This window comes from Amycolatopsis sp. NPDC003731 (assembly GCF_053586895.1).
In genome coordinates this window covers 108,679-130,543 of the sequence record NZ_JBSFNC010000002.1, presented here as the reverse complement: position 1 = coordinate 130,543, position 21,865 = coordinate 108,679, and the positions used below count along the sequence as shown (strand labels likewise).

Genomic DNA, 21,865 nt, shown 5'->3' with positions numbered 1-21,865 from the left:
CCCCGACGGCTCCCGGTTCGTAGTTTCGGAGCCATGCCACTCATCGAAGTCACCGATCTCCGCAAGCGCTACGGCACCCGGGTCGCGGTCGACGGCGTTTCGTTCACCGTCGAGCGCGGCGAAATCTTCGGCATCCTCGGCACGAACGGCGCCGGGAAGACCACCACCGTCGAATGCCTCCAGGGTCTCCGCCGGGCCGACGGCGGCACGATCTCCGTGCTCGGCCTCGACCCGGCGACCGACCACCTCGCCCTCACCCGCCGCGTCGGCGTCCAGCTGCAGGAAAGCCGGCTGCCCGCGAAGCTGCGGGTGCGGGAAGCCCTGGAGCTGTTCGCGTCCTTCTACCCCGAGCCGGCCGACATCGACGTGCTGCTCGACCAGCTCGGCCTCCGCGACCACGCCCGGAGCTACTTCGGGAAGCTGTCCGGCGGTCAGAAGCAGCGCGTCTCGATCGCCTTGGCCCTGGTGGGACAGCCGGAGCTGGCGATCCTCGACGAGCTGACCACCGGGCTCGACCCGCACGCCCGCCGCGAAACGTGGCAGCTCGTCGAAGGCGTGCGCGCCGCCGGCGTCACGGTCCTGCTCGTCACCCACTTCATGGACGAAGCCGAGCGGCTCTGCGACCGCGTGGCGATCTTCGACGCCGGGCGCGTGGTCGCCACCGGCACCCCGACCGAGCTCCGCGCCACGGCCGGAGCCTCCACTTTGGACGATGCGTTCGTCTCGCTGACCAGGAGCGCCCGATGAGCACCTTCACCAAGATCACCGCGACCGAGGCGAAGGTCTTCCTCCGGTCGCCGTTCATGGCGATCGCCGGCGTCCTGCTGCCGACGGTCCTGCTGCTCGCGATCGGCGCGATCCCGGGTATGACCGAGCCCAGCGAGAAGGCGGGCGGGTACCGGTTCATCGACGCGTGGGTGCCGTCGCTGGTGGTGATCGCCCTGGCGATGCTGGCGCTGCAGTCGATCCCCGCCGCCGTCGCGACCTACCGCGAGCAGGGCGTGCTGCGCCGGCTGGCGACGACCCCGGTGCACCCGGCGAACCTGCTGGTGGCGCAGCTGGCGATCCACGTCGCGGTGGCGTTGGCCGGCATCGCGCTCCTGCTCGGCGCGGCCGACATCGCTTACGACGTCCCGCTGCCGAAGCACCCGCTGGTGTTCCTGCTGACGCTGTTGCTCGGCGTGGTCTCGACGTTCTCGCTCGGCCTGATCACGGCGTCGATCGCGAGCACGGCCAAGAGCGCCGGGGCGCTGGCGATGATCCTGTTCATCCCGATCATGTTCTTCGGCGGCGTGTACCTGCCGCGGCCGCTGATGCCGGTCGTGCTGCAGCGGATCGGCGATTACGTGCCGCCGGGCTCGCAGCCGCTGCAGGACGCCTGGGTCGGCACCGGCGTGCAGCCGCTGCAGCTGGCCGCACTCGCCGCTTTCGCGGTGCTCGGGACGGCGCTGGCGGCCCGGTTGTTCCGCTGGGAGTGAGCCTTCCGCCAAAGTGGTGATGATCATCGTTTTCTCTTGTGGCCGGGCCACCCGGCCGGTAGCCAAGAGGGTGGCCCTGCTCAAACTGGAGGTTCGATGTCCCTGGACGTGTCACCCGCGTTGCTGGAGAAGGCCGAGCGCGGGGAGGTCACCGACGCCGAGTTCGTCACCTGCGTCAAGGAATCCCTGCCGTACGCCTGGGAGGTCATCACCGGCGTCATCGCCGACGCCGAGGGCGCGGCGGACGGTTTCGCCGACAACGAGACACCGCCGCCGAGCGAGGCCGCCCGCGGGCAGCTGCTGCGCGCCCTGGCCTCCGACGCCATCCGCGGCGGCCTCGAGCGCCACTTCGGCGTCAAGCTGGCGTTCCAGAACTGCCACCGGGTCGCCGTGTTCCGCCAGTCCGAAGTGGACGGTGCCCGCTACCGCGCGTTCGTCTCCCCGCGCGGCCAGCTGCTCAACCAGAGCCCGGAACTGCGGGACTGCTAGAGGCGCCCTCCGGCGTATCCGGCGCTTCCCCGAGCATCAGCACGTGGGAGACGCGGGTGCGCCGGAGTTTCCAGCGTCCGGACGCAGTGGGCCGCGTCGCCGACCCAGCCCGGCAGGGCACGTGCGCGGCGAGGGTGATCGCGGACGGGCAGACACCGTAGGGCAGGAAGTGGTGCTCGGCGACCAGACGCCGAACCTCAAGCGTCCAGCCCGGCGAGCAGGCGCGCGGTCGGCAGCCCGCTCTCGAGGTACTGCACGAAGAGCCGGTTGCTCAACGCCGACGGCGAGCGCCGCTGCCGGACCCGCTCGATCGCCGCCGGGACCCCGAGACCGAGCTCGACGAGCGCCTGGGCGACGACCAGCCCGGACCGGTTGAGCCCGGCGTGGCAGCGCACCAGCGTCAGCCGGCCGGCGCGGACCGCCTCGGCCGCCAGTGCCGCGAACCGTTCGACGTCGGCGAGCTGCGCCTCGGTCAGCGGCCCGTCCGGCATCTCGGCGAAGTGGTGTTCGATGCCGGGCGCCGGTCCGTGGCCCTCGCGCTGGTACAGGCTCAGCACGAGGTCGAACTCGCGCCGGACGACGACCGGCTCCTCGCCGTCGGCGCCGACCCGGATGTGCCCGCCCATCCACAGCCGCGGCCCGACCTCGTTCCACAAGTCTTCCGGCGGCGGGTTGTGGCGGTCCTTCTGACGTGTCCTCATCGCGGCCCCTCTCCCGAGAAGGGCAACGGATCGCCCGCCCGGCGGGTTCCGGCTCAGTTGACCGCGACCTCGTTGAACCACAGCCGCGGCTCCAGCCACGGGAACACCACGAACATCAGCAGCGCGATCACGCCGAGCACCAGCACGACCGCGAGCGTCAGCTTCGCCGCGAACGGGCCCGGCAGCTTCCGCCAGATCCAGGCGTACATCAGGCCTCCCCGATCTTCGAGAGCAGGTCGCCGTAGTCCTTGACCTGGTTCTTCGGCACCTGCTGGGTCAGCACCGAGGTGATGATGAGCCGCTCGCGGGCGGAGAACTGGGGGTGGCAGGTGGTGAGCGTGAGGAGCGCGGCCTGCTGGGCCTTCGGGAGCACGTCGGCGCCCTTGTACGGCACCGGGTTCACCGCGGTGCCCTGGCTGGGCAGCACGACCTTGCGGCCGAACGTCTCGCTGTACGCGCCGCCGTCTTCGGCACCTCCGTCGCGCAGGGTCGAGACGCCCTTGCACTTGGGGTCGGCGCCCTTGCCGCCGGCCCAGTCCTTCATCTCGTCGTCGTAGGGCAGGACCTTGTAGATGTAGAAGTCGGTGGAGGTCTCGATCACGATCTGGTCACAGGAGGAGAGGTTGTCCAGGTCGTTGAACGGGGCGCCCTTGCCGACGCGGTGGCCGGCCACGGCGAAGTTGCCGGGCTCGCCGGGCAGCGCCGTGCCCTTGTAGTGGCCGGGGCCGACTTCGAGGGCGGCGTCGTCGGTGCCCTCCTGGATGGTGAAGTTGTAGTCGACGCCGAAGCTGGGGATGTGGATGCGGGCGAACGCCTTGCCGTCGATCAGCTCGGGGTGCAACGTGCGGTCGTGCGCCCACTCGCCGTCGAGCTGGTCGCTCGCCTCGGACTGCTTGCCCGCCGAGAACAGGTCGGTCACGTACAGCTCGTAGACCATGAACAGCAGCACGACCAGGCCCAGCGTGATGAGGACTTCGCCGGCGGTCCGGATCGCGACGCCACCCTTGCCGAGCGGGGCCGCGGCGGGCTTCTCCTTGGTCGCGGCGCCGCCCTTCCCAACCGGGGCGAAGACGATCGTCTCGTCGTTGGCGCCGGGCGGCGGGGGCGGGCTGGTGTAGCGGCGGGGCGGCGGGCCCTGCGGCCGCCGGGGCGGCTGGCCTTGGGGACCGCGCTGGGGCGGCCGGGGCGGCACCTGGCCGCGCGGCGGCGTGGCGGGACGGCGTTGGGGCGTGGGTTGACCGTGTCCGGGGTGTCTGCGCCGGTCGTCGTCCGGTCCTTCGCGCGTAGCCACGCAAGCTCCTCTCAAGCCGCGTCGAACCCTGGGTGACGCCGTTGTCACGGTCCGGGAAATCCGACCACTCCTGGCCGCTGCTTTCCTGCGGTCGTTTACGTTAACGTGTGCACGTGGCGCCGGTTGCGCACCCTCAGCGGGACGTCGCCACCAGACGAGCCCGAAGAGCACCGCGAGGAACACACGATGCCCAAGTCCAAGGTCCGCAAGAAGACGGCGTACACCCCGCCCGCCGACCGGCGCACGCCGGTGAAGGTGCGGGCCGCCGGCCCCACCGGCCTCGCCTGGAAGATCCCGATGTTCGGGTTGATGATCCTGGGCCTGGTCTGGCTGCTGGTCAACTACATCGCCGGGGACAAGATCTCCTGGATGGCCGACCTGGGCAACTGGAACTTCGCCGGCGGGTTCGCGCTGATGATCGCGGGTCTGCTCATGACCATGCGCTGGCGCTGATTATTACTCCGATCGGCGGCTTGACGTCGAATTACAGCGGTGTGACTCATCCCCAGTGTGGATAACCCCTGTGGATAACTACCCCACCTCCTGGGCGCCCCGTCAGGCCGTTGTGGTATCGGCCTGGGTGGTCACCGCCTTGCTGCTGGCCGGCGTGGTGACCGACGCGCTGACGGGCGACCGCGGCGGGCTGGTGCTGTTCGCGCTGGCGGCCGTCGCCGTCGGCGCGTTCGCCGCGCACGCCACCCTGGTCCGGCCCCGGCTGGCCGCCGACGCCGAAGGCCTGGTGGCCCGGACGCTCGGCGGCACGCACCGGCTGCCGTGGGCGCAGACGCGCACCCGGCTCCGCACCACCCGGCGGATGGGCCGCGACGGTGTCACGCTCGAAGTCGAGCACGACGAGCAGCTGTACGTCTTCGGGTGGCTCGACCTCGGCGAAGACCCGCGGGACGTCCTGGACGTCCTCAGCACGCTGCGCAGCTAACGGCAGGTGTAGTAGAGGCCCTCGCGGTATTGGACGAAGTCACAGGTCGTGGGGGCCGCCTGCGCACCGCGGTAGACCAGCAGGCCGAGCAGCGCGACGACGATGATCCCGATGCCGATCGCCTGCCACTGCGCCTGCTTGACCTGCGGCGCGTAGAGCAGCGCGACGGTGACCAGCGCGCCGGTCACCAGCCCGCCGAGGTGCCCGAAGATCGAGATGCCCGGGATGCCGAAGGTGATGAACGCGTTCAGCGCGAGCGTGATGATCAGGCCCGTGGGGTTCAGGCGCAGCTTCACCACCGTGACGCCGTACGCGCCCATCAGGCCGAACAGCGCGCCGGACGCGCCCGCCGTGCCGGGGAAGCCGGCCGGGTCGCCGAACAGCAGCACCGCCGTGGACGCGCCGAGCATGGAAACGAAGTAAAGCGCGAGGTAGCGGCCGCGGCCGGTCACCTGCTCGAGCGACCGGCCCATCATCCACAGCGAGAACATGTTGACCGCGATGTGGATCGGCCCGTAGTGCAGGAACCCGTTGGTCAGGACGCGCCACCACTCGCCGTGGCCCATGGTCGCGTCGCCGTAGAGGGCGCCGTGCTGGAAGAGCGACGACAGGTCGTTGTCGTCGAGGCTCTTCGCCTGGACCACCGTGGCCAGGAAGACCAGGACGTTCACCGCGAGGATGACCTGGGTGACGAGCACCGACTGCGAAAGCCGCGCGCCGAAGACGGTGCGCTGGCCGAACCCGGCCTCCTGGTAGCCGCGGTGCTGACGGCGCTGCTGCTGGTTGCCGGTGTGGACGCAGTCGGTGCACTGGAAGCCGACGGGGGCTTCGCGGAGGCAATCCGGGCACGCCGGACGCCCGCACCGGGAACAGCTCAGTCCGGTCGGGCGGTTGGGGTGCCACCAGCACCCGGGCAGCGCGGCTTGTTCGGCGGCGGGGTTCGGCGGTTGGTTCACGATGTCACCAACCTACCGAAACCGCCGCGAAGAAACCGTCAGTGCTCGATGCTGACCTTTTCGATCACGATGTCGGTCAGCGGGCGGTCCGCCGGGCCGGTCGCCGTCCGGGCGATCGCGTCGACGACGTTGCGCGACTCCTGGTCGGCCACCTCGCCGAAGATCGTGTGGCGGAAGTTCAGGTGGGTGGTCGGCGCGACGGTGATGAAGAACTGCGAGCCGTTCGTGCCGGGCCCGGCGTTGGCCATGGCCAGCAGGTACGGCTTGCTGAACTGCAGCTCCGGGTGGAATTCGTCGCCGAACTTGTAGCCGGGGCCGCCGCGGCCGGTGCCGGTCGGGTCGCCGCCCTGCAGCATGAAGCCGTCGATCACCCGGTGGAAGATCGAACCGTCGTAGAAGGGCCCGGAGTTCGTGCCCGCCGCGTTGGGCTGGGTGTACTCCTTGGTGCCTTCCGCCAGCCCGACGAAGTTCGCGACCGTCTTCGGCGCGTGGTCGGGGAGCAGGTTGAGGTGGATGTCACCCTGGTTGGTGTGCAGCGTAGCTTTCACGGGAGCCATCGTGCCATCTGCGGGCGGGCGGCGCGGAAAAGGGGCACGATAGGTTACGGGTAACAGAGCAGTGTCAAAACGAATGATGAGGTGAAGCCCATGTCCCGGGCGACAGCCCAGGCCGTCGAGACCGCCGACAAACTCGTCACCGAGGGTGTCAAGCAGGGGCGGCGCGCGCAGAAGAAGCTCGCGAAGAAGACGGAACTGACCCGCAAGGAGCTCAAGAAGAGCTCGAAGGCCGCTCGCCAGGAGGCGCTCGCGCGCCTGTCCGAGCTGCGCAAGCCGGGTCGCAAGGCGAAGAAGGCCGCCATCAAGGCCGCGAAGGCGGCCGGCGAGTCGAAGCGCCGCGGCAAGAAGGACTTCAAGGCGGCGAAGAAGGACTTCTACGCCGCTCTGTCCGAGGCCAAGTCGGCCGCCAAGGGCACCCGCAGCCGCCGCAAGTGGCCGTGGCTGCTGGGCCTGGTCGTGGTCGGCGCCGGTGCCGCCTACGCCCTGCGCTCGAAGCAGGAGCCGCCGGTCGCGCCCGCGCCGCCGAAGGCCACCCCGCCTGCGCCGAAGCCCGCCGAAGCGGCGAAGCCGGCCCCGCAGGCGAACGGCAAGGCGCCGTCCGCGGCGCCCGCCGAGAAGAAGAACTGAACCAGACGCGAAGAGGCCCCCGGGGGTGCAGCCGGGGGCCTCTTCAGTCGTGCCTGGGAACCGATCAGACGGCAGCGGCGTGCTTGTCGATCAGCTGGCCGAGACGCGGCAGCGCCTCTTCGACGTTCTTCTTGCCGTTCGGGCGCAGCTTCGAGTAGACCTTCTTGATGCTGTCGCGGCTGCTCTTCTCCGCACGCGAGTCGGTGACGCTCAGCAGCGCGTCGGAAGCCTCGTCCGAGCGGCTGGTCAGGTAGGCGCCGAAGTCGTTGCCGCCCTTGGCGCGGTAGTCGCCGTAGAACGGCTCGAGCGCGGTGGCGAAGTCCGGCAGCAGCGTGTCGACGGCCGAGGGGATGATGCCCGGCTTGATCTTCTTGACCGCGGCGAAGCCGGTCTTGACGACGGCACCCGAAACGCCGCCCTTGTCCGAGACCTCGGCGTCCACGAGGGTCTCGAAGTCGGAAACGACAGCCGGGCGACGGCTGGAGTCGAGCAGGATTTCCTTGAGGGTGTCAGCCACGAATCTTGTCCTTTGTCCTTGCAGAGTTGGTGCCCCGCCCCGGGGTGGGGGTCCCCGGTGGCTGCGGTGCGCGAGTCCACGAAGCCTGCGCGTGACGCACAGGGTAATACAAGATCAACATCACTCACCCGTGTGGAGGTCGCTACCTAGAGCTTCAGGGCGGAGATAGTCTTCTTGACCACTGTGCGTGCCTTCACGCTCTGCTTCTGATTGGTCGACGCGATGACCGCCGCGGACCCCTTCGCGACCGCGTAGACGGCGCCGTCGTCGGTGGACAAATAGCCCCCCTTCCAGCCGGACGGGTCGCTCGCCGGGTTGGACGAGTCGACCGGCGCCGCCTTGTTGACCAGCGCCGTCGCCGTCTTCGCGTCCCCGACGTACACCCGGACGGTGAGCTGGACCTTCCCGTCCGGGCGATAGAAGAAGCACGCCGGGTGCGGCTGGTCGGCGGACACGCGCACCTTCGAGACGTGCTGGCCGTTCGACTCGGCCACGAACTCGCTGCCGAGGTACGGGCAGTCCTCCGTCGCGCCCGGTTCGGGGTCCGGGGGCAGGCCGCCGGCGTTGCTCGAGTTCGCGGCCGCCGTCGGCGTGCTGGGCGTCGCGGTGCCGGTCACGATGGTGGCGCTACAGCCGGCCAGCAGGGCCACGGCGGGCGCGAGAAGTACGAGTCGTCGCATAGCGCCGACAGTCAACCACGAAGCATGTGTGAAAACCGCTGGCTGACGACGGCCTGACGCCCGGCCGTGCGACGATGGCCCGGTGCTCACCCCGGAGCAGTACCTCGGCGCGATGGCCGAGCGCATCCAGCGGGCCGGCGGCCGGCTGAACACCGTGCAGATCGGCCCGGCCACGGCCGTCGTCGGGCTGTTCACCGAGTCGGTGATGCTCTCGACGATGAACTACTGCGTGGTCGCCGCGGCCGTTCCCGAGGTCAGCGCGGCCGCGCTGTACGACTTCACCGGCCGCGCCACCCAGCACGCCCGCGCGAACCTGGTCGGCACCATGGGCTGGACGGCGGCGTCCGTCGTCATCGCCGGGCTGGTCGGCGGCCGCGTGTACCCGGACGCCGCGCAGGCCGCGTCGGCGAAGTCGGGCAACCAGTTCGGCGGCGAGACGCGGATGGTCGCGGTGGACCTCTCGGCCGGGCAGATGTACGCGTTCGTCGGCGGCAAGTTCTGGGGCGCCGCGGTCCAGGGTTCGGTCAACGCCAAGCTGACGTACTGCTTCCCGCAGCCCGCCGAGGTCTACCAGCAGCTGCAGTGGCAGCAGGCCCAGCAACAACCGCAGCACCCGATGCCCCCGCCGGCACCGCAGGTGCCGCCTCCGCCGTACGCCGGCCCGGCCGGTCCGCAGCCGCCGGTCTACCCACCGCCGGGGCACGCTCCCCAGCAGGGTCCGTACGGTTACTGACATGGTGCAGTTGCGCGGCTGGCCGTCGTTCCCCGAAGAACTTCCCGGGTTCACGCCGGAGACGGCGCCACCGGACCCTCAGGCGTTGTTCCTCGAGTGGCTGACCGAGGCCGGCGAGCACGTGCTGGCGCCGCACGCCGTCACGCTGTCCACTGTGGATGCCGACGGCGCGCCGGACGCCCGGGTGGTCATCCTCAAGGACGTCGGCCCCGGCGGCTGGGCGGTCGCGACCAGCTCGGAAAGCCCGAAGGGCCAGCAGCTGCGCAAGGACCCGCGCGCGGCGTTGACGTTCTTCTGGCCCGGCCGCGGCCGCCAGGTCCGGCTGCGCGGCCCGGTCTCCCCCGCCGCGCCCGAGGTGTCCGCGGCGGACTTCCTGGCCCGGCCGCCGGCGTCCCGCGTCGAGGCGTTCATCGGGCACCAGTCGCAGGTGCTGCCCGACCCGGCGGACCTCGACACGGCGGCCGCCGAGGCCGAACGCTGGGTCGAGGAGAACCCGGGCGTGGCCCCGGAGACCTGGACGCGGTACCTGGTGGACCCGGACGAGGTCGAGTTCTGGCAGGCCAGTCACGACCGCCGGCACGTGCGGCTGCGGTACCGGAAGTCCGGCGGCGGCTGGGTCCGCGAGCGTCTCTGGCCTTGACGGGCCGGGCGCGGCGGCGTAGGGAGGAATCCGACAAAACGGAGGTTCCGATGCGCCGGACCGTCGTCCTCGCCGCCACCGCCGCCCTGTCCGCCGGGTTGCTGTCCGGCGCTTCCGCGGGTGAAGCCGCCCCACCGCGGCACCCCGCCGTCTTCGAGACGGTGTTCGCGTCGCCGCTCGGCCTGGAGGGCCTGACCACCGACGGGCGGGGCAACCTCTACACGCCGGCGCGCGGTGCCGATCCCTGCCCGGTCCACCGGGTCGCCGCGGCCGGCGGTCCCGCGGCCGTCGTCGGCACGATCCCGGGACCGTGCAACCCCGCCGGGCTCGCGTTCGACCGCCGTGGCCGGCTGTACGTGGCGAACGGCGACACCGTGGTGTCGTTCGTGCCGGACGCGGCGAACCCGCCGTCCGCGACGGTGTTCACCGCGGGTGTCCCCGGCGCGAACGGCCTGGCCTTCGACGCCTCGGGTGCGTTGTGGATCTCCGACGGCGGCACCGGGCAGGGCCGGGTCTGGCGCGCGGGCGCGGACGGCGTGGCCGCCGAGCAGTTCCGGGTGCAGCCGATGGTCAGCGACGTGATCCCCGGCGGGGTCGGCCGGGACGTGCGCGGCCTGCCGCCGGGGACGGTGACGATCACGCCGAACGGCCGGACGGCGGCGGACACCGCGGGCTCCCAGCACATCGTCGCGAACGGCCTCGCCTTCACCGCGGACGGCACACTGCTGGTCGCGGACACGGCCCGGGGTGCGCTCTGGCGCGTGCCGATGGACCGCACGGGCCGCCCGCGCGCCGCGACCGGCTGCGACACCGCTTTTCCGCCGGACACGTTGTGCCTGGACCACGTCGACGTGCAGCACCCGTACCTCGAAGGCGCCGACGGCATCGTCCTCGACCGCGCGGGCGGCGTCTGGACAGCGGTGAACGAGCGCAACGCGATCGTCCTGGCCCGCCGCGACGGCCGCGTGGTGGAGTACTTCCGCAACCCCGCCGACGCGACGTCGAAGCTGCGCAACGGCGGGCCGCTGGAGTTCCCGACCAGCCCGGTGCTGCTGCCGGACGGCCGCCTGTGCGTCACGCAGTCCGACGGCAACCGCCGCGACAACGCCCCGAACACCGCGGGCGAGGCCGCTCCCGCGGGTGCGGTGCGGGCGAAGGTCTCCTGCGTCAAGCCCTGATCGGGGGTATGCGGGTTCCGCGCCGGTGTGCGCATGATGCAGGCATGCGCTCGAAGATGCTGACCGCCGGGCTGGTCCTGGCGCTGACCGCCGCACTCGGGGGTGTGGCCGCGGCCGACGCGCGTCCTGGGGGACGACCGAAGCTGACGGATCCGCACCCGTGCCCGGGCCAGCCGGGTTTCACGTGCTCGACCCTGACCGTCCCGCTCGACCACACCGGCCGGGTGCCGGGCACGCTCGACCTGCCCGTGGCGACCGCGGACAACGCGGACGCGCCCAAGGGGGTCCTGCTGTTCCTCACCGGCGGCCCCGGCCAGGGCGGCGTCGGGACCATCACGCGGATCGCGCAGCAGCGGCTGCCGGAAGTCGCGCGGGACTACCGGATCGTCATGCTCGACCAGCGCGGCACCGGGCCGTCGGGCGCGCTGCGGTGTCCCGGCCTCCAGGCGGAGATGGGCAGTTCGGACATCGCAACGCCGTCGGCCGGCGCGGTGCGGGAGTGCGCGCGCATCCTCGGCGACACGGCACCGCTGTATTCGACCGACCAGAGCGTGGCGGACTTCGACCAGCTCCGGCAGGCACTGGGCGTGCCGAAGCTGGTCGTCGACGGCGTCTCGTACGGCTCTTTCACGGCGGCGCGGTACGCGATCGCGCACCCGGACCACGTCAGCAAGGTCATCCTCGATTCGGTGCTGCCACACCACGCCTCCGCCTCGGCGTCGCTGTACCTGACGGGCATGACGGCGGAGGCACGCGTGCTGCGCGAGGCGTGCGCGGTGGCCCCGGCCTGCGGCTACGACCCGGCCGAGGACCTGGCGTGGGTGGTCCGCCACCGAAGCACGGCGGACGGCGTAAGGATCTTCGACACGGTGGTGTCGTACGAGTTCGCGGACCCGTCCTACCGCAACCCGGCGGCGGGCGACATCATCGGCGCCCTGCACGAAGCGCGCGGCGGCGACCCGGCGCGCTTGGACGGCCTGCTGGAGGCGTACAAGTCCGGCGGCGACGACCCGGCAGCGTTCAGCGCGGGCCTCCACGCGGCCACGCTGTGCGCGGACGGCCGCTTCCCGTGGGGCTCGGCGGCGACCCCGCTCGCGCTCCGCCGCCCGTTGCTTTCACTGGCTTCCCACGCGCTCCCGGAGTCGGCAACCTGGCCGTACACGACCGGAGTGGCGACGCAGCAGGGGTTCATCCAGAGTTGTTTGCCGTGGCCGGCGGAACACCCGGGCTCGAACCCGGCTTCGCGGCTCCCGGACGTCCCGGTCCTGCTGCTCAACGGCGACCGCGACCTGTCGACGCCGTTGGAGTGGGCCCGCGAGGAAGCGGCCCAGGCCCCGCACGGCCGCCTGGTGATCGTGCCGGGCGAGTCGCATTCGATCCAGAACCGCGAGCGCGGCCACGCGGGGAGGGACGCGGTGCTCAGCTTCCTGCGGTCCACGTGACCGGCAGCTCGTGGACGCCGTAGATGTTCATGTCCGTGCGCAGCTTCACCTCCTCGGCCGGGACAGCCAGCGCCAACGTCGGGAAGCGGCGCAGCAACCCCTCGAAGCCCGCGCGCATCTCGATGCGGGCCAGCTGCTGGCCGAGGCACTGGTGCACGCCGTGGCCGAAGGACAGGAGGCCGCGGGCGTTGCGGTGGATGTCGAGCGTGTCCGGGTTTTCGAAGCGGCGGGGGTCGTGGTTGGCGGCCAGGAGCGAGACCACGACCGTCGAGCCCTTGGTGATCGTTTCGCCGCCCAGCTCGAGGTCCTCGGTGGCGTAGCGGAAGAAGATGTCGGCCACCGACAGGTAGCGCAGCAGTTCCTCCACGGCGCCGGGCAGCAGGTCCGCGTCGGCGCTCAGTTCGGCGCGCTGCCCGGGGTGTTCCAGCAGCGCGAACGTGCCCAGGGACAGCATGTTGGCCGTCGTCTCGTGGCCCGCGAGGAGCAGCAGGAACGCCGCGCCCGTCAGTTCTTCGATGGTCAGGTCGTCGTGGCGGGCCAGATCCGACAGGATGTCCTCGCCCGGCTCCGCGCGCTTGCTCGTGACCAGCTCGGAGAGGTAGGTGTTCAGCGCGATGTACGCGCCCATCTTCTCCTCGAGCGTCTGCTCGCGAACCATGAATTGCGCGGAGTTGGCCTGGAACGTCTCGCGGTCCGCGTAGGGCACGCCGAGCAGTTCGCAGATCACCAGCGACGGCACCGGGAGCGCGAACTCCTTGACCAGGTCGACCGGCGGGGCCAGCTTCGCCAGGTGGTCCAGCTGGCGCTCGACGACGTCGGCGATGTGCTCCTCCAGCTGCTTCATCCGCTTGACGGTGAAGGCGCCGGTGAGCTTGCGGCGCAGCCGGCTGTGGTCCGGCGGGTCCATCGCGATGAACATGCCCGGCAGCTGCGGCGACGGCTCGGTGGCGGCGGGCATGCCGGTCTCGTACGGCACGTGGATGACGTCGAGGTCCAGCCGGGAGCTGAACCGCGTGTCGGCCATCATCTGCCGGACCTCTTCGTAGCCGGTGACGAGCCAGCCCTCGTGCCCGTCGGGGAACACCAGCGGGCTGACCGGGCGCGTGTCGCGCAGCCGGGTGAGCGCGCTCGGCGGATCGAAGGGGCCGGCGTCGCGGTCCATGGGGAGTCCGTGCTGGCTCATCGGGTTTCCTTTCGCGGTGGGTACCGACGACGATCGCCGAGCGGGCTGACACGGGCCTGACACGCTTCGGACACCGGCGTTCGTGGCAAGATCGGCCGGGTGCAGATCGGGATCCTGGGGCCCTTCGAAGTGCGCACGGACGACGGCGCGCTCGCCGAGGTGCCGGGCGCCCGCCTGCGGGGGCTGCTGGTCGCCCTCGCGCTCGAGCCGGGCCAGGTGGTCCCGAAGGCGACGCTCGTCGACTGGATCTGGGGCGAGCAGCCGCCCGCCGAGGCGCCGAACGCGTTGCAGCGCCTGGTTTCCCGGCTGCGGAAGGCGCTGCCGGAGGGGGCGGTCGACAGCAGGCCGACCGGCTACCGGCTGGTGGTGGCCCCGGACGATGTCGACGCCGTGCGGTTCGAACGGCTCTTCGGCCAAGCCCACACGGACCCGCGGCGGCTGCGCGAGGCACTCGCCCTCTGGCGCGGTCCGGCCATGCAGGACGTCGAGCTGCCGGAAAGCGCGGCCTTCGGCGCCGCCGTCACCCGGCTCGAAGGGCTGCGCCTAGCCGCACTGGAGGACCGGTTCGACGGCGAGGTCGGCCCGGAGCTCGTCACCGAGCTGACCGACCTGGTGGCCGCGAACCCGATGCGGGAACGGCTGGTCGCCGCGTTGATGCGGGCCCTCGTCGCGAGCGGCCGCGACACCGAGGCGCTGCTCGCGTACGAGCGCACGCGGGAAACCCTGGCCGACACCCTCGGCGTCGACCCGTCGCCGGAGCTGTCCGAAGTGCATGTCGCCCTGCTGCGCGGCGAGCTCGGCCGTCGGGAAGAGAGCCCGAAGACGAACCTGCGGGCCGAGCTGACCAGCTACGTCGGCAAGGACACCGACGTCGCCGCGGTCCGGGAGCTCATCGCCGGGCACCGGCTGACCACCCTGATCGGGCCGGGCGGTTCCGGGAAGACCAGGCAGGCCACGGAAACCGCGCGCACGCTGCTCGGCGACCTGCCGGACGGCGCGTGGCTGGTCGAGCTGGCGGGGATCGGCGCCGGCGACGACGTCGCCCAGGCGACGCTCGGCGCGCTCAAGCTGCGGGACGCGCTCGTCGGCGAGGCACCGGACGCCGAACCGACGGACCGCGTCATCGCCGCCCTGCGCGAGCGGTCGATGCTGCTGATCCTGGACAATTGCGAACACGTCATCGAGGCCGCGGCGGCGTTCGCGCACCGGGTGCTCGGCGAGTGCCGCCGGCTGCGGATCCTCGCGACGAGCCGCGAGCCGCTCGGCATCACCGGGGAGGCGTTGTGGCAGGTCGCGCCCCTGGTCCTGCCCGCGGAGGACGCGGACGCCGCCGAAATCGAGGCCGCCCCGGCCGTCCGGCTGCTGCGGGACCGGGCGGGCGCGGTGCGCAAGGACCTCACGGCGGACGCCCGCACGCTGGCCCGCGTCTGCCGCGCGCTGGACGGGATGCCGCTGGCCATCGAACTCGCCGCGGCCCGCCTGCGCACGATGTCGCTCGACCAGCTCGCGCACCGGCTCGACGACCGGTTCCGCCTGCTGACCGGCGGCAGCCGGACGGCGCTGCCGCGGCACCGGACACTGCGCGCGGTGATCGACTGGAGCTGGGAGCTGCTCTCCGACGCCGAACGCGTCGTGCTGCGCCGGCTCTCGGTGTTCTCCGGCGGCGCGAGCCTGGAGGCGGCCGAGCGGGTCTGCGGCGACGACGACGTCCTGGACTTGCTGACCGCGCTGACCGAGAAGTCGCTGGTGGTCGTGGTCGGCGAGCGCTACCGGATGCTCGGCACGATCAAGGAGTACGCCGGGCAGCGGCTCGCGGAGGCGGGCGAGACGGATGTCGCCCGGCGCGCCCACCTCGCGTACTTCACGGAACTCGCCGAGACAGCGGAGCCGCACCTGCGCCGCGCCGAGCAGCTGACGTGGCTGGCCACGCTCGAGGCGGAGCACGAGAACATCACCGCGGCGATGCGCGGCGCCCTCGCGGCGGGCGAGGCGGCCGAAGCGATGCGGCTCGCGGCGACCGCCGGCTGGTACTGGTGGCTGGCCGGGCACCGGGCGGAGGGCAACGAGCTGGTCATGGCGGCCACCGCCGTGCCCGGCGAGGTGCCGGCCGAGATCCGCGGCCTGGTCTTCACGTTCGTCGTCCAGTTCGTGACGTCCGGGCAGCAGAGCGACGAGTACCGGGCGGAGGACTGGATCCGCAAGGCGTACGAGATCAGCCTGAAGGTCGAAAACCCGCCGCTGGCCCTGCGGTTCGCCGCCGCGCTGGAGCGCCTGCTGCACGGACCGGACGCGGCGCTGACGGCGTTCGAGCCGCTGCTCGCCGACGAGGACCCGTGGGTGCGCGCGGTGGCCCGGCTGCAGCTGGGCAAGATGCGCGTCCAGTTCGGGCACGGTGGCCGGGAAGCGGACACGCTGCTCGAGACGGCCGTCGCCGAGTTCCGCGCGCTCGGCGAACGGTGGGGTACCTCGTTCGCCCTCACCGAGCTGGCGGACCGCATCACCGTGCGCGGCGAGTTCGCGGAAGCGTGCGAGTACTACGAGCAGGCCGTCGACGTGGTGACCGAGGTCGGCGCCATCGAGGACGTCGTGCGGATGCGGGCGCGGCAGGCCCAGCTGTACTGGTTGCTGGGCGACGAAAAGGCGAGCGCCGCTGCGCTGGCTGAGGCCCAGCGGCACGCGGCGGGAGTGGCCTGGCCGAACGCGCAGGCCGAGCTCGCCCTGGCCAAGGCGGAACTCGCGCGCTGGAACGGCGACACCGGACAAGCGCGTCGCCAGCTCGACGTCGCCAAGACGATGTTGGGCGACGACGCCGAGCGCGCGATCGCCCGCGCGGTGGCCGAAGACCTGCTCGGGTACCTCGCCGAGGACGTCGGCGAATCCCGGGCGCACCGGGCGGCGGCGTTCGAAGCGGCGACCCGGACGGGACATCCGCTGATGATCGCGCGGGCCCTCGTCGGAATCGCGGATCTGGCGCTGCGCACCGGGGAAGACGAGCAGGCCGCGCGGTTGCTGGGAGCGAGTGCGCGAGTCCGGGGCCTGCCGGACCGCTCGCACCCGGACGTGGCCCGGATCGAGGAGACAGCCCGGCGTCGCCTCGGTGACGAGGGGTTCACCGAGGCGACGCGGGCGGGGACGGAAGCGAGCTGGCCGGAGCTGGCCGCGGTCACGCTCGCTTCTTGAAGGTCGACGACGCCCACAGGTAACCGACGACGGCGATCCCGGCGCACCAGCCGAGCGCGGCGAGCAGGGTGCCGGTGGCCGGCGTCCCGTTGAGCAGGCCCCGCAAGGTTTCGATGATCGGCGTGAAGGGCTGATATTCGGCGAACTGCTTGAGGCCGGGGCCCATCTTCTCGGCGGGCACGATGGCGCTGCTGAAGAACGGGAGCATGACCAGCGGCACCGAAGCCAGGCCCGCCGTTTCCGGCGATTTCGCCGCCAGGCCCAGCGCGATCGTGAGCCAGCCGGTCGCGAAGCCGAGCAGGACGACGACGCCGAACGCGCCGAGCCAGTCGAGAAAGCCCGCGGCCGGGCGGAAACCGAGCAGGAAGGCGACGCCGAGGAGGGCCGCGATGGCGATCAGGTTGGTCAGCACGCTGGCGACGACGTGGCCAGTGAGTACTGCGCCGCGCGAGACGTCCATGACCTTGAAGCGGTTGATGATGCCCTTGGTCATGTCGGAGTTCACCGCGGTGGCGGTGGCTCCCAGCCCGTAGCAGACGGCGAGCAGCATCAGCCCGGGCGTCGCGTAGTCGACGTAGTTGACGCCGACGCTGAAGGCGTCGCCGAACATGTAGACGAACATCAGCATGACGACGACCGGCATCAGGATCGCGTTGAACACCGACATCGGGTTCCGGGCGATGTGCTTGAAGTTGCGGCGCAGCATGACGATCGAGTGGGCGTTCATTTCGCGGGAACCTCCGTGGCGTGGCCCGTCAGGGCGAGGAAGACGTCGTCGAGATCGGGCGTGTGGACGGACAGTTCTCCGGCGCTGAGCGCGTATTCGTCGAGTCTGTCCAAAAGGGACCGGAGGGATTTCGTGCCACCGTCACTGGGAACGCGCAGGGCCAGGGCTTCGTCGTCCCGGGTGGCGTCGGTGAGGACGCGCGCGGCCGCGTCGAGCTCGGCGGTGGTGGCGAACCGGAGCCGGACGTGGGTGCCGGGAATGCGACGCTTGAGTTCGTCGGCGGTGCCCTGGGCGACGAGCCGGCCCTGGTCGAGCACGGCGATGCGGTCGGCGAGCTGGTCGGCCTCTTCGAGGTACTGGGTGGTCAGGAAGATGGTCACGCCGTCGGCGACGAGGTCGCGGATGATGGTCCACATGGTCCGGCGGCTGCGCGGGTCCAGACCGGTCGTCGGCTCGTCGAGGAAGATGATCCGCGGGCGGCCGACGAGCGTCATGGCGAGGTCGAGCTTCCGGCGCATACCCCCGGAGTAGGTCGACGCGGGTTTGTGCGCCGCCTCGGTGAGTTCGAAGCGTTCGAGCAGTTCGCTGACGGTCCGCTTGCCGGCGCCTCGGCTGAGGTCGACCATCAGCTGCAGGTTTTCCTGCCCGGTGAGCAGCTCGTCCACAGCGGCGAACTGCCCGGTGACGCCGATCGCGGCCCGCACGGCCTTGGCCTCGGTGGCCAGGTCGTGCCCGGCGACGCGGGCGGTGCCGCCGTCGGCCTTCGCGAGCGTGGTGAGGACGTTGACGGTCGTGGTCTTGCCGGCGCCGTTCGGGCCGAGCAGGGCGAAGATGGTGCCGGCCTCGACTTCGAGGTCCACGCCGTCGAGGACGGTTTTGCCTTGGTAGGCCTTCCGCAGTCCGGAGGCCGTGATCGCCAGGTCTGTCATGGGAACCACTGTCGAAGGACGGCCTGACACCGACCTGACACGGACCTGATCCGGATACGGAAACGGCCCGCACGCTGGTGCGGGCCGTTCGGGTTGTGGAGCTGAGGGGAATCGAACCCCTGACCCCCGCCTTGCAAAGGCGGTGCTCTACCAATTGAGCTACAGCCCCGGACCGCGGGCAGCTCGCCCGCGGTGGAGATCAGTTGTGGGAAGCGCCGGCCGGCTTGGCCGGGGTGGTGCCGTTGGTGGAGGGCACCGGCGCGGTCGCCTCACGCCAGAGGTCGGCTTCGGCCTTGGCCGCCTTGTTGCGCTTGACGACGAACAGGACGCCGCCCGCGATGACGGCGAGTGCCAGCAGCTTCTTCACCGAAGCCCCCTTCTCAGCTTGCTTCCCTTACCCCGCGATGTTACTGCACCGGCTTCGGGCGGGTGGCAGGCAGCCAGTGGTTCCACGTGGAACCACTGGTAACGCACGTCACACGCCGTAGGAAATACCGGCTCGGGTGGTCTTGTTGTACGGATTGGTCGGTGAGCCCACCGTGTCCCCCGGGCCTCACTCATCGCCTTCGCGGAGTTCCGTACGGCTGGAGCCGCGATGCGCCACTCGCCGAGAGGCGACCGTGCGGCGCGCCGACCGTGACCGCTCAGCCCTGCCGGACTTCTCTTCCCGGCAGGGCTGACCTGTATCCAGACGGCTCAGACCCCGTTGATCCGTTCGACGAGCTCGTCGCGGTACTCCTGCGCCGCCCGGAACTCCGGTTCGTCACCGGTCGCCCGCTTCAAGGCGCCTTCCAGGATCTTCAACCCCTGGCGTTCGTCGCCGCGCGCGTCCGCCTGCCTGGTGGCGTTCTCCATCGCTTTGGCGAGCTTGGTCCGCGCCTCGGGTTCCTTGGCGGCCTTGTTGATCCGGATCCAGTTGCCACCCGGGTCGACGACGGTGAACCCGGTGTACCGGTCGTTGCGCAGCCGCGGCCGGGTCATCCGCGGGATGCCGGAGACGAGCAGTTTTCCGTGCACGGACCGCATCCCCGCCGCGAAGGCCTCGAACAGCTCGCTGGTGTCTTCGACGATGACCAGGCAAGTGCTGTACGACTGCGCGGGGTCGTAGCCGTCCATCCCGAAGAAGTGCAGGTTGAGGTCTTCGCGCCGCATCGCGACGTGCGGGTTCGGCCGCGTCTGGCGATAGGTGATCTCGAAGCCGAGCATCTCGTAGAAGGAGGCGATCTCGTCGATGGAAGGGCAGGGCAGGAGCGGAATGGTCAGTTCGTTCGCCATCGCCCGAAGCTAAGCCCGGACCTGCCGAAACGACACCGAGCTATTTGCTGGTGCGAACAGCGCGGGTGGCTCTCCCAGTGCCTGGATCACCAGGGTCTCCCGGCCGGTGCCGGAAGCCGGTCAACTGGATCCCATGCCGGAAAACCAGTTCACCACTCACGCGGGCCTCTTCGATCTGAAGGGGAAGCACGCCCTCGTCACCGGCGGCACCAGGGGCATCGGGTTGATGATCGCGCGCGGCCTGCTGCAGGCGGGCGCCCGCGTCGTCATCAGCTCGCGCAAGGCGGACGCGTGCGCGGAGGCACAGCAGGCGCTGTCCGGATTCGGCGACGTCCGGGCGATCCCCGCCGACCTGTCCAGGTACGACGAATGCCGGCGGCTCGCCGATCTCGTCGAGGTTGACTCGGAACGCCTGGACATCCTCGTCAACAACGCCGGAGCGATGCGGCGAGAGCCGCTGGAGACGTTCCCGACCGAGGCCTGGGACACCGTCGTCGACCTCAACCTCAAGGCGCCGTTCTGGCTGGTGCAGGCCCTGCTCCCGGCGCTTCGCAAGGCGGGTACCGCCGACGATCCCGCGCGGGTCATCAACATCGGCAGCATCGCCGCGATCCACGTCGCCGAGGCACCGAACTACTCGTACGCCAGCAGCAAAGCGGGGCTCCACCAGCTCACCAGGGTGCTGGCGAGGGAACTGGGCCCCCAGCACGTCACGGTGAACGCGGTGGCACCGGGACCGTTCCCGTCGCAGATGATGGCGTCCACGCTCGATGCCATCGGCGACCGGATCGCGGCGAAGGCGCCGCTGCGCCGGCTCGGCCGTGACGACGACATGGCGGGGATCGCCGTGTTCCTCGCCGGCCGGGCCGGGGCCTACCTCACGGGCACCGTCATCCCGGTCGACGGCGGCATCGCCACGACCGCAACCGGCACGTAGGCATCGGGGGTACTGGCAGAACCTCCCGCCGCCGGCGGACGGGGCTTACGGTGACGAGGTGGCCCCGATCGATCTCCGCACCGAGATCAAGGAATTCCTGACCTCGCGCCGCGCCCGGATCACGCCCGAGCGAGCCGGACTGCCCGCTTACGGCGGCAACCGCCGGGTCAAGGGTCTGCGCCGCGAAGAGGTGGCTCTGCTGGCAGGGGTTTCGGTCGACTACTACGTGCGCATGGAGCGCGGCGGCCTCGCCAGCGCCTCCGACGGCGTCCTCGACGCGTTGGCTTCAGCGTTGCAGCTCGACGAAGCCGAGCGCGATCACCTGTTCCACCTCGCGCGGCGGTCCGGAGTTCCCCGTCGCTCCACCGCGACGGTGCGGCCAGCGCTTCAGCAGGTGCTCGACGCCATCACCGATGCGCCGGCGTGGATTTGCAACGGCCGTTACGACGTCCTGGCCGTGAATCACCTCGCCCGCGCGCTGTACGCCCCGATGCTGACCGACACGCGACGACCGCCGAACACCGCGCGTTTCGTGTACCTGGATCCCCAAGAGGCCAGGACGTTCTTCGTCGACTACGACCGAATCGCCCGCGACGTGGCCGCGAAGCTCCGCATGGAAGCCGGCCGCAATCCGCACGACGAGGAGTTGATCGCCCTCGTCGGCGAATTGTCGACCCGCAGTGAACTGTTCCGGCGGCGGTGGGCGTCCCAGGACGTGCGGCTCCACCGATCCGGACGCAAGCGCCTGCACCACCCGGTAGTGGGCCGGCTCGACCTGGACGTCGAGTCGCTGGAACTGCCGGCGGAGCCCGGCTTGCTCCTGAACGTCTACACCGCCCCCGCGGGCACGCCGTCCGCGGACGGCCTGGCCCTGTTGGCGTCCTGGGCGGCCGGCCAGGTCAGGAGCAGCAGCCTTCGGGCCGAGTGACCTTTTCGGCCTGGCCGGTTTCCGCGTCGGGGGTGCAACACGTGGCTGGAGTGGCGAGCGCCGCGCTGTCGGTGCCGAAGGTCCGGGAGTCGGCCTTGACGGTGTAGACCTCCCACGGCTCCTGGCCGGGGCCGTGCACCCACACCTTGTCCTGCACGGCGTAGCAGCAGGTGGTGTCGTCCTCGGTCAGCGTCTCCAGCCCCTCGCCGGTCAGACGCTTGCTGGCCTCGCTGACCTGGTCGGTCGACTCGACCTCGACGCCCAGGTGGTCCATGACCGTCGCCTGCCCCGGCTCGCCCTCCAGAAGGACGAGCTTGAGCGCCGGTTCGGCGATGGCGAAGTTGGCGTACCCGGGGCGGACTTTGGCCGGCTCGGTGCCGAACAGCTTCGAGTAGAAGTCGATCGAGCCTTCGAGGTCCCCGACCCGTAGCGCGAGCTGTACCCGTGACATCGCATCCTCCTTGAATAGACGTTTGTCGA

26 protein-coding genes and 1 tRNA gene are annotated in these 21,865 nt (G+C 71.0%); 13 read left to right on the top strand and 14 right to left on the bottom strand.

Features of this window, described 5'->3' with window-relative positions; all coding sequences use genetic code 11:
- Window positions 1-33 precede the first annotated feature (33 nt).
- The 3 genes from ACWDN5_RS01705 (at window position 34) to ACWDN5_RS01695 (ending at window position 1,967) form a co-directional block, all read left to right on the top strand.
- A complete protein-coding gene (locus ACWDN5_RS01705) occupies window positions 34-747 on the top strand; it encodes an ABC transporter ATP-binding protein (protein WP_310968311.1) in 714 nt (237 codons plus the stop codon).
- The gene (locus ACWDN5_RS01700) at window positions 744-1,478 is read left to right on the top strand and encodes an ABC transporter permease (RefSeq protein ID WP_449673854.1); all 735 of its coding nucleotides are present in this window, start codon (window positions 744-746) and stop codon (window positions 1,476-1,478) included. Before ACWDN5_RS01705 ends, ACWDN5_RS01700 begins: the two co-directional genes overlap by 4 nt.
- Window positions 1,479-1,574: 96 nt before the next feature.
- Window positions 1,575-1,967, top strand: a complete 393-nt coding sequence (locus ACWDN5_RS01695; RefSeq protein WP_310968313.1) for an SCO5389 family protein — start codon at window positions 1,575-1,577, stop codon at window positions 1,965-1,967.
- 197 nt (window positions 1,968-2,164) lie between these two features.
- Here the strand turns inward: ACWDN5_RS01695 and ACWDN5_RS01690 are convergent, their stop codons facing one another.
- From ACWDN5_RS01690 to ACWDN5_RS01680, 3 genes are read right to left on the bottom strand one after another with little or no spacing between them, the layout of a single operon-like run.
- Window positions 2,165-2,668, bottom strand: a complete 504-nt coding sequence (locus ACWDN5_RS01690) for a protein-tyrosine phosphatase family protein (protein ID WP_449673853.1) — start codon at window positions 2,666-2,668, stop codon at window positions 2,165-2,167.
- A gap of 53 nt (window positions 2,669-2,721) precedes the next feature.
- Window positions 2,722-2,877, bottom strand: coding sequence for a hypothetical protein (locus ACWDN5_RS01685; RefSeq protein ID WP_310968315.1), 156 nt, complete (start codon window positions 2,875-2,877; stop codon window positions 2,722-2,724).
- Window positions 2,877-3,959 (bottom strand): class E sortase, encoded by a 1,083-nt coding sequence (locus tag ACWDN5_RS01680; protein WP_449673852.1) that lies wholly within the window; start codon window positions 3,957-3,959, stop codon window positions 2,877-2,879. Before ACWDN5_RS01680 ends, ACWDN5_RS01685 begins: the two co-directional genes overlap by 1 nt.
- A 186-nt stretch (window positions 3,960-4,145) precedes the next feature.
- Between ACWDN5_RS01680 and crgA the strand changes: the two genes are divergently transcribed.
- Window positions 4,146-4,412 carry a cell division protein CrgA gene (crgA, locus tag ACWDN5_RS01675; protein WP_176173814.1) on the top strand — a complete coding sequence of 89 codons (267 nt, stop codon included), beginning with the start codon at window positions 4,146-4,148 and terminating at the stop codon, window positions 4,410-4,412.
- A gap of 127 nt (window positions 4,413-4,539) precedes the next feature.
- Entirely contained in the window at window positions 4,540-4,896 is a 357-nt protein-coding gene (locus ACWDN5_RS01670) for a PH domain-containing protein (protein ID WP_449673851.1), read from the top strand.
- Here the strand turns inward: ACWDN5_RS01670 and ACWDN5_RS01665 are convergent.
- Window positions 4,893-5,852 carry a rhomboid family intramembrane serine protease gene (locus ACWDN5_RS01665; RefSeq protein ID WP_449673850.1) on the bottom strand — a complete coding sequence of 320 codons (960 nt, stop codon included), beginning with the start codon at window positions 5,850-5,852 and terminating at the stop codon, window positions 4,893-4,895. The genes ACWDN5_RS01670 and ACWDN5_RS01665 overlap by 4 nt on opposite strands.
- A gap of 38 nt (window positions 5,853-5,890) precedes the next feature.
- Window positions 5,891-6,409, bottom strand: a complete 519-nt coding sequence (locus tag ACWDN5_RS01660; protein ID WP_310968318.1) for a peptidylprolyl isomerase — start codon at window positions 6,407-6,409, stop codon at window positions 5,891-5,893.
- A gap of 90 nt (window positions 6,410-6,499) precedes the next feature.
- Here ACWDN5_RS01660 and ACWDN5_RS01655 point away from each other — a divergent pair, with 90 nt between their 5' ends.
- A complete protein-coding gene (locus ACWDN5_RS01655) occupies window positions 6,500-7,036 on the top strand; it encodes a hypothetical protein (protein ID WP_310968319.1) in 537 nt (178 codons plus the stop codon).
- A gap of 64 nt (window positions 7,037-7,100) precedes the next feature.
- Here the strand turns inward: ACWDN5_RS01655 and ACWDN5_RS01650 are convergent, their stop codons facing one another.
- Together ACWDN5_RS01650 and ACWDN5_RS01645 are read right to left on the bottom strand one after the other, a co-directional pair.
- The gene (locus tag ACWDN5_RS01650; RefSeq protein ID WP_310968320.1) at window positions 7,101-7,553 is read right to left on the bottom strand and encodes a DUF6918 family protein; all 453 of its coding nucleotides are present in this window, start codon (window positions 7,551-7,553) and stop codon (window positions 7,101-7,103) included.
- Between the two features lie 146 nt (window positions 7,554-7,699).
- Window positions 7,700-8,233, bottom strand: a complete 534-nt coding sequence (locus ACWDN5_RS01645; RefSeq protein WP_449673849.1) for a DUF2020 domain-containing protein — start codon at window positions 8,231-8,233, stop codon at window positions 7,700-7,702.
- 82 nt (window positions 8,234-8,315) lie between these two features.
- Between ACWDN5_RS01645 and ACWDN5_RS01640 the strand changes: the two genes are divergently transcribed.
- Genes ACWDN5_RS01640 through ACWDN5_RS01625 form a run of 4 tightly spaced genes read left to right on the top strand, consistent with a single transcriptional unit; the run spans window position 8,316 to window position 12,226 of the window.
- Entirely contained in the window at window positions 8,316-8,966 is a 651-nt protein-coding gene (locus ACWDN5_RS01640; RefSeq protein WP_310968322.1) for a hypothetical protein, read from the top strand.
- 1 nt (window position 8,967) lies between these two features.
- A complete protein-coding gene (locus ACWDN5_RS01635; RefSeq protein ID WP_449673848.1) occupies window positions 8,968-9,606 on the top strand; it encodes a pyridoxine/pyridoxamine 5'-phosphate oxidase in 639 nt (212 codons plus the stop codon).
- Between the two features lie 50 nt (window positions 9,607-9,656).
- Window positions 9,657-10,784: an SMP-30/gluconolactonase/LRE family protein gene (locus ACWDN5_RS01630; protein ID WP_449673847.1), complete on the top strand. Its 1,128-nt coding sequence runs from the start codon at window positions 9,657-9,659 to the stop codon at window positions 10,782-10,784.
- A 44-nt stretch (window positions 10,785-10,828) separates the two neighbouring features.
- On the top strand, window positions 10,829-12,226 hold the full coding sequence (locus tag ACWDN5_RS01625; RefSeq protein ID WP_449673846.1) for an alpha/beta fold hydrolase: 1,398 nt from the start codon (window positions 10,829-10,831) through the stop codon (window positions 12,224-12,226).
- Here ACWDN5_RS01625 and ACWDN5_RS01620 read toward each other — a convergent pair.
- Window positions 12,204-13,409, bottom strand: a complete 1,206-nt coding sequence (locus ACWDN5_RS01620) for a cytochrome P450 (protein ID WP_310968326.1) — start codon at window positions 13,407-13,409, stop codon at window positions 12,204-12,206. The genes ACWDN5_RS01625 and ACWDN5_RS01620 overlap by 23 nt on opposite strands.
- Window positions 13,410-13,508: 99 nt before the next feature.
- Here ACWDN5_RS01620 and ACWDN5_RS01615 point away from each other — a divergent pair, with 99 nt between their 5' ends.
- Window positions 13,509-16,589 carry a BTAD domain-containing putative transcriptional regulator gene (locus ACWDN5_RS01615; protein WP_449673845.1) on the top strand — a complete coding sequence of 1,027 codons (3,081 nt, stop codon included), beginning with the start codon at window positions 13,509-13,511 and terminating at the stop codon, window positions 16,587-16,589.
- Here ACWDN5_RS01615 and ACWDN5_RS01610 read toward each other — a convergent pair.
- The 5 genes from ACWDN5_RS01610 to ACWDN5_RS01590 all read right to left on the bottom strand — a co-directional run bounded on the left by ACWDN5_RS01610 (window position 16,573) and on the right by ACWDN5_RS01590 (window position 19,520).
- Window positions 16,573-17,316, bottom strand: coding sequence for an ABC transporter permease (locus tag ACWDN5_RS01610; protein ID WP_310968328.1), 744 nt, complete (start codon window positions 17,314-17,316; stop codon window positions 16,573-16,575). The genes ACWDN5_RS01615 and ACWDN5_RS01610 overlap by 17 nt on opposite strands.
- Window positions 17,313-18,245, bottom strand: coding sequence for an ATP-binding cassette domain-containing protein (locus ACWDN5_RS01605; RefSeq protein WP_449673844.1), 933 nt, complete (start codon window positions 18,243-18,245; stop codon window positions 17,313-17,315). Before ACWDN5_RS01605 ends, ACWDN5_RS01610 begins: the two co-directional genes overlap by 4 nt.
- A 96-nt stretch (window positions 18,246-18,341) precedes the next feature.
- Window positions 18,342-18,414 (bottom strand) — tRNA-Ala (locus ACWDN5_RS01600).
- A gap of 30 nt (window positions 18,415-18,444) precedes the next feature.
- Window positions 18,445-18,612: a DLW-39 family protein gene (locus tag ACWDN5_RS01595; RefSeq protein ID WP_003100602.1), complete on the bottom strand. Its 168-nt coding sequence runs from the start codon at window positions 18,610-18,612 to the stop codon at window positions 18,445-18,447.
- A gap of 329 nt (window positions 18,613-18,941) precedes the next feature.
- Window positions 18,942-19,520 carry a hypothetical protein gene (locus tag ACWDN5_RS01590; RefSeq protein WP_449673843.1) on the bottom strand — a complete coding sequence of 193 codons (579 nt, stop codon included), beginning with the start codon at window positions 19,518-19,520 and terminating at the stop codon, window positions 18,942-18,944.
- Window positions 19,521-19,653: 133 nt separating this feature from the next.
- Between ACWDN5_RS01590 and ACWDN5_RS01585 the strand changes: the two genes are divergently transcribed.
- Together ACWDN5_RS01585 and ACWDN5_RS01580 are read left to right on the top strand one after the other, a co-directional pair.
- Entirely contained in the window at window positions 19,654-20,457 is an 804-nt protein-coding gene (locus tag ACWDN5_RS01585) for an SDR family oxidoreductase (protein ID WP_449673842.1), read from the top strand.
- Window positions 20,458-20,515: 58 nt separating this feature from the next.
- Complete coding sequence (locus tag ACWDN5_RS01580) at window positions 20,516-21,385, top strand: helix-turn-helix transcriptional regulator (protein WP_449673841.1); 870 nt, start codon at window positions 20,516-20,518, stop codon at window positions 21,383-21,385.
- Here the strand turns inward: ACWDN5_RS01580 and ACWDN5_RS01575 are convergent.
- Window positions 21,357-21,836, bottom strand: coding sequence for an ArsI/CadI family heavy metal resistance metalloenzyme (locus ACWDN5_RS01575; RefSeq protein WP_449673840.1), 480 nt, complete (start codon window positions 21,834-21,836; stop codon window positions 21,357-21,359). The two genes, ACWDN5_RS01580 and ACWDN5_RS01575, sit on opposite strands and share 29 nt — an antisense overlap.
- Window positions 21,837-21,865: the final 29 nt, after the last annotated feature.

Coding starts and splice junctions, on each gene's coding strand:
- ACWDN5_RS01705 (WP_310968311.1), top strand. CDS start 34: ATGCCACTCATCGAAGTCACCGATCTCCGCAAGCGCTACGGCACCCGG.
- ACWDN5_RS01590 (WP_449673843.1), bottom strand. CDS start 19,520: ATGGCGAACGAACTGACCATTCCGCTCCTGCCCTGCCCTTCCATCGAC.
- ACWDN5_RS01695 (WP_310968313.1), top strand. CDS start 1,575: ATGTCCCTGGACGTGTCACCCGCGTTGCTGGAGAAGGCCGAGCGCGGG.
- ACWDN5_RS01660 (WP_310968318.1), bottom strand. CDS start 6,409: ATGGCTCCCGTGAAAGCTACGCTGCACACCAACCAGGGTGACATCCAC.
- ACWDN5_RS01630 (WP_449673847.1), top strand. CDS start 9,657: ATGCGCCGGACCGTCGTCCTCGCCGCCACCGCCGCCCTGTCCGCCGGG.
- ACWDN5_RS01690 (WP_449673853.1), bottom strand. CDS start 2,668: ATGAGGACACGTCAGAAGGACCGCCACAACCCGCCGCCGGAAGACTTG.
- ACWDN5_RS01700 (WP_449673854.1), top strand. CDS start 744: ATGAGCACCTTCACCAAGATCACCGCGACCGAGGCGAAGGTCTTCCTC.
- ACWDN5_RS01585 (WP_449673842.1), top strand. CDS start 19,654: ATGCCGGAAAACCAGTTCACCACTCACGCGGGCCTCTTCGATCTGAAG.
- ACWDN5_RS01575 (WP_449673840.1), bottom strand. CDS start 21,836: ATGTCACGGGTACAGCTCGCGCTACGGGTCGGGGACCTCGAAGGCTCG.
- ACWDN5_RS01610 (WP_310968328.1), bottom strand. CDS start 17,316: ATGAACGCCCACTCGATCGTCATGCTGCGCCGCAACTTCAAGCACATC.
- ACWDN5_RS01645 (WP_449673849.1), bottom strand. CDS start 8,233: ATGCGACGACTCGTACTTCTCGCGCCCGCCGTGGCCCTGCTGGCCGGC.
- ACWDN5_RS01655 (WP_310968319.1), top strand. CDS start 6,500: ATGTCCCGGGCGACAGCCCAGGCCGTCGAGACCGCCGACAAACTCGTC.
- crgA (WP_176173814.1), top strand. CDS start 4,146: ATGCCCAAGTCCAAGGTCCGCAAGAAGACGGCGTACACCCCGCCCGCC.
- ACWDN5_RS01605 (WP_449673844.1), bottom strand. CDS start 18,245: ATGACAGACCTGGCGATCACGGCCTCCGGACTGCGGAAGGCCTACCAA.
- ACWDN5_RS01685 (WP_310968315.1), bottom strand. CDS start 2,877: ATGTACGCCTGGATCTGGCGGAAGCTGCCGGGCCCGTTCGCGGCGAAG.
- ACWDN5_RS01620 (WP_310968326.1), bottom strand. CDS start 13,409: ATGAGCCAGCACGGACTCCCCATGGACCGCGACGCCGGCCCCTTCGAT.
- ACWDN5_RS01625 (WP_449673846.1), top strand. CDS start 10,829: ATGCGCTCGAAGATGCTGACCGCCGGGCTGGTCCTGGCGCTGACCGCC.
- ACWDN5_RS01635 (WP_449673848.1), top strand. CDS start 8,968: ATGGTGCAGTTGCGCGGCTGGCCGTCGTTCCCCGAAGAACTTCCCGGG.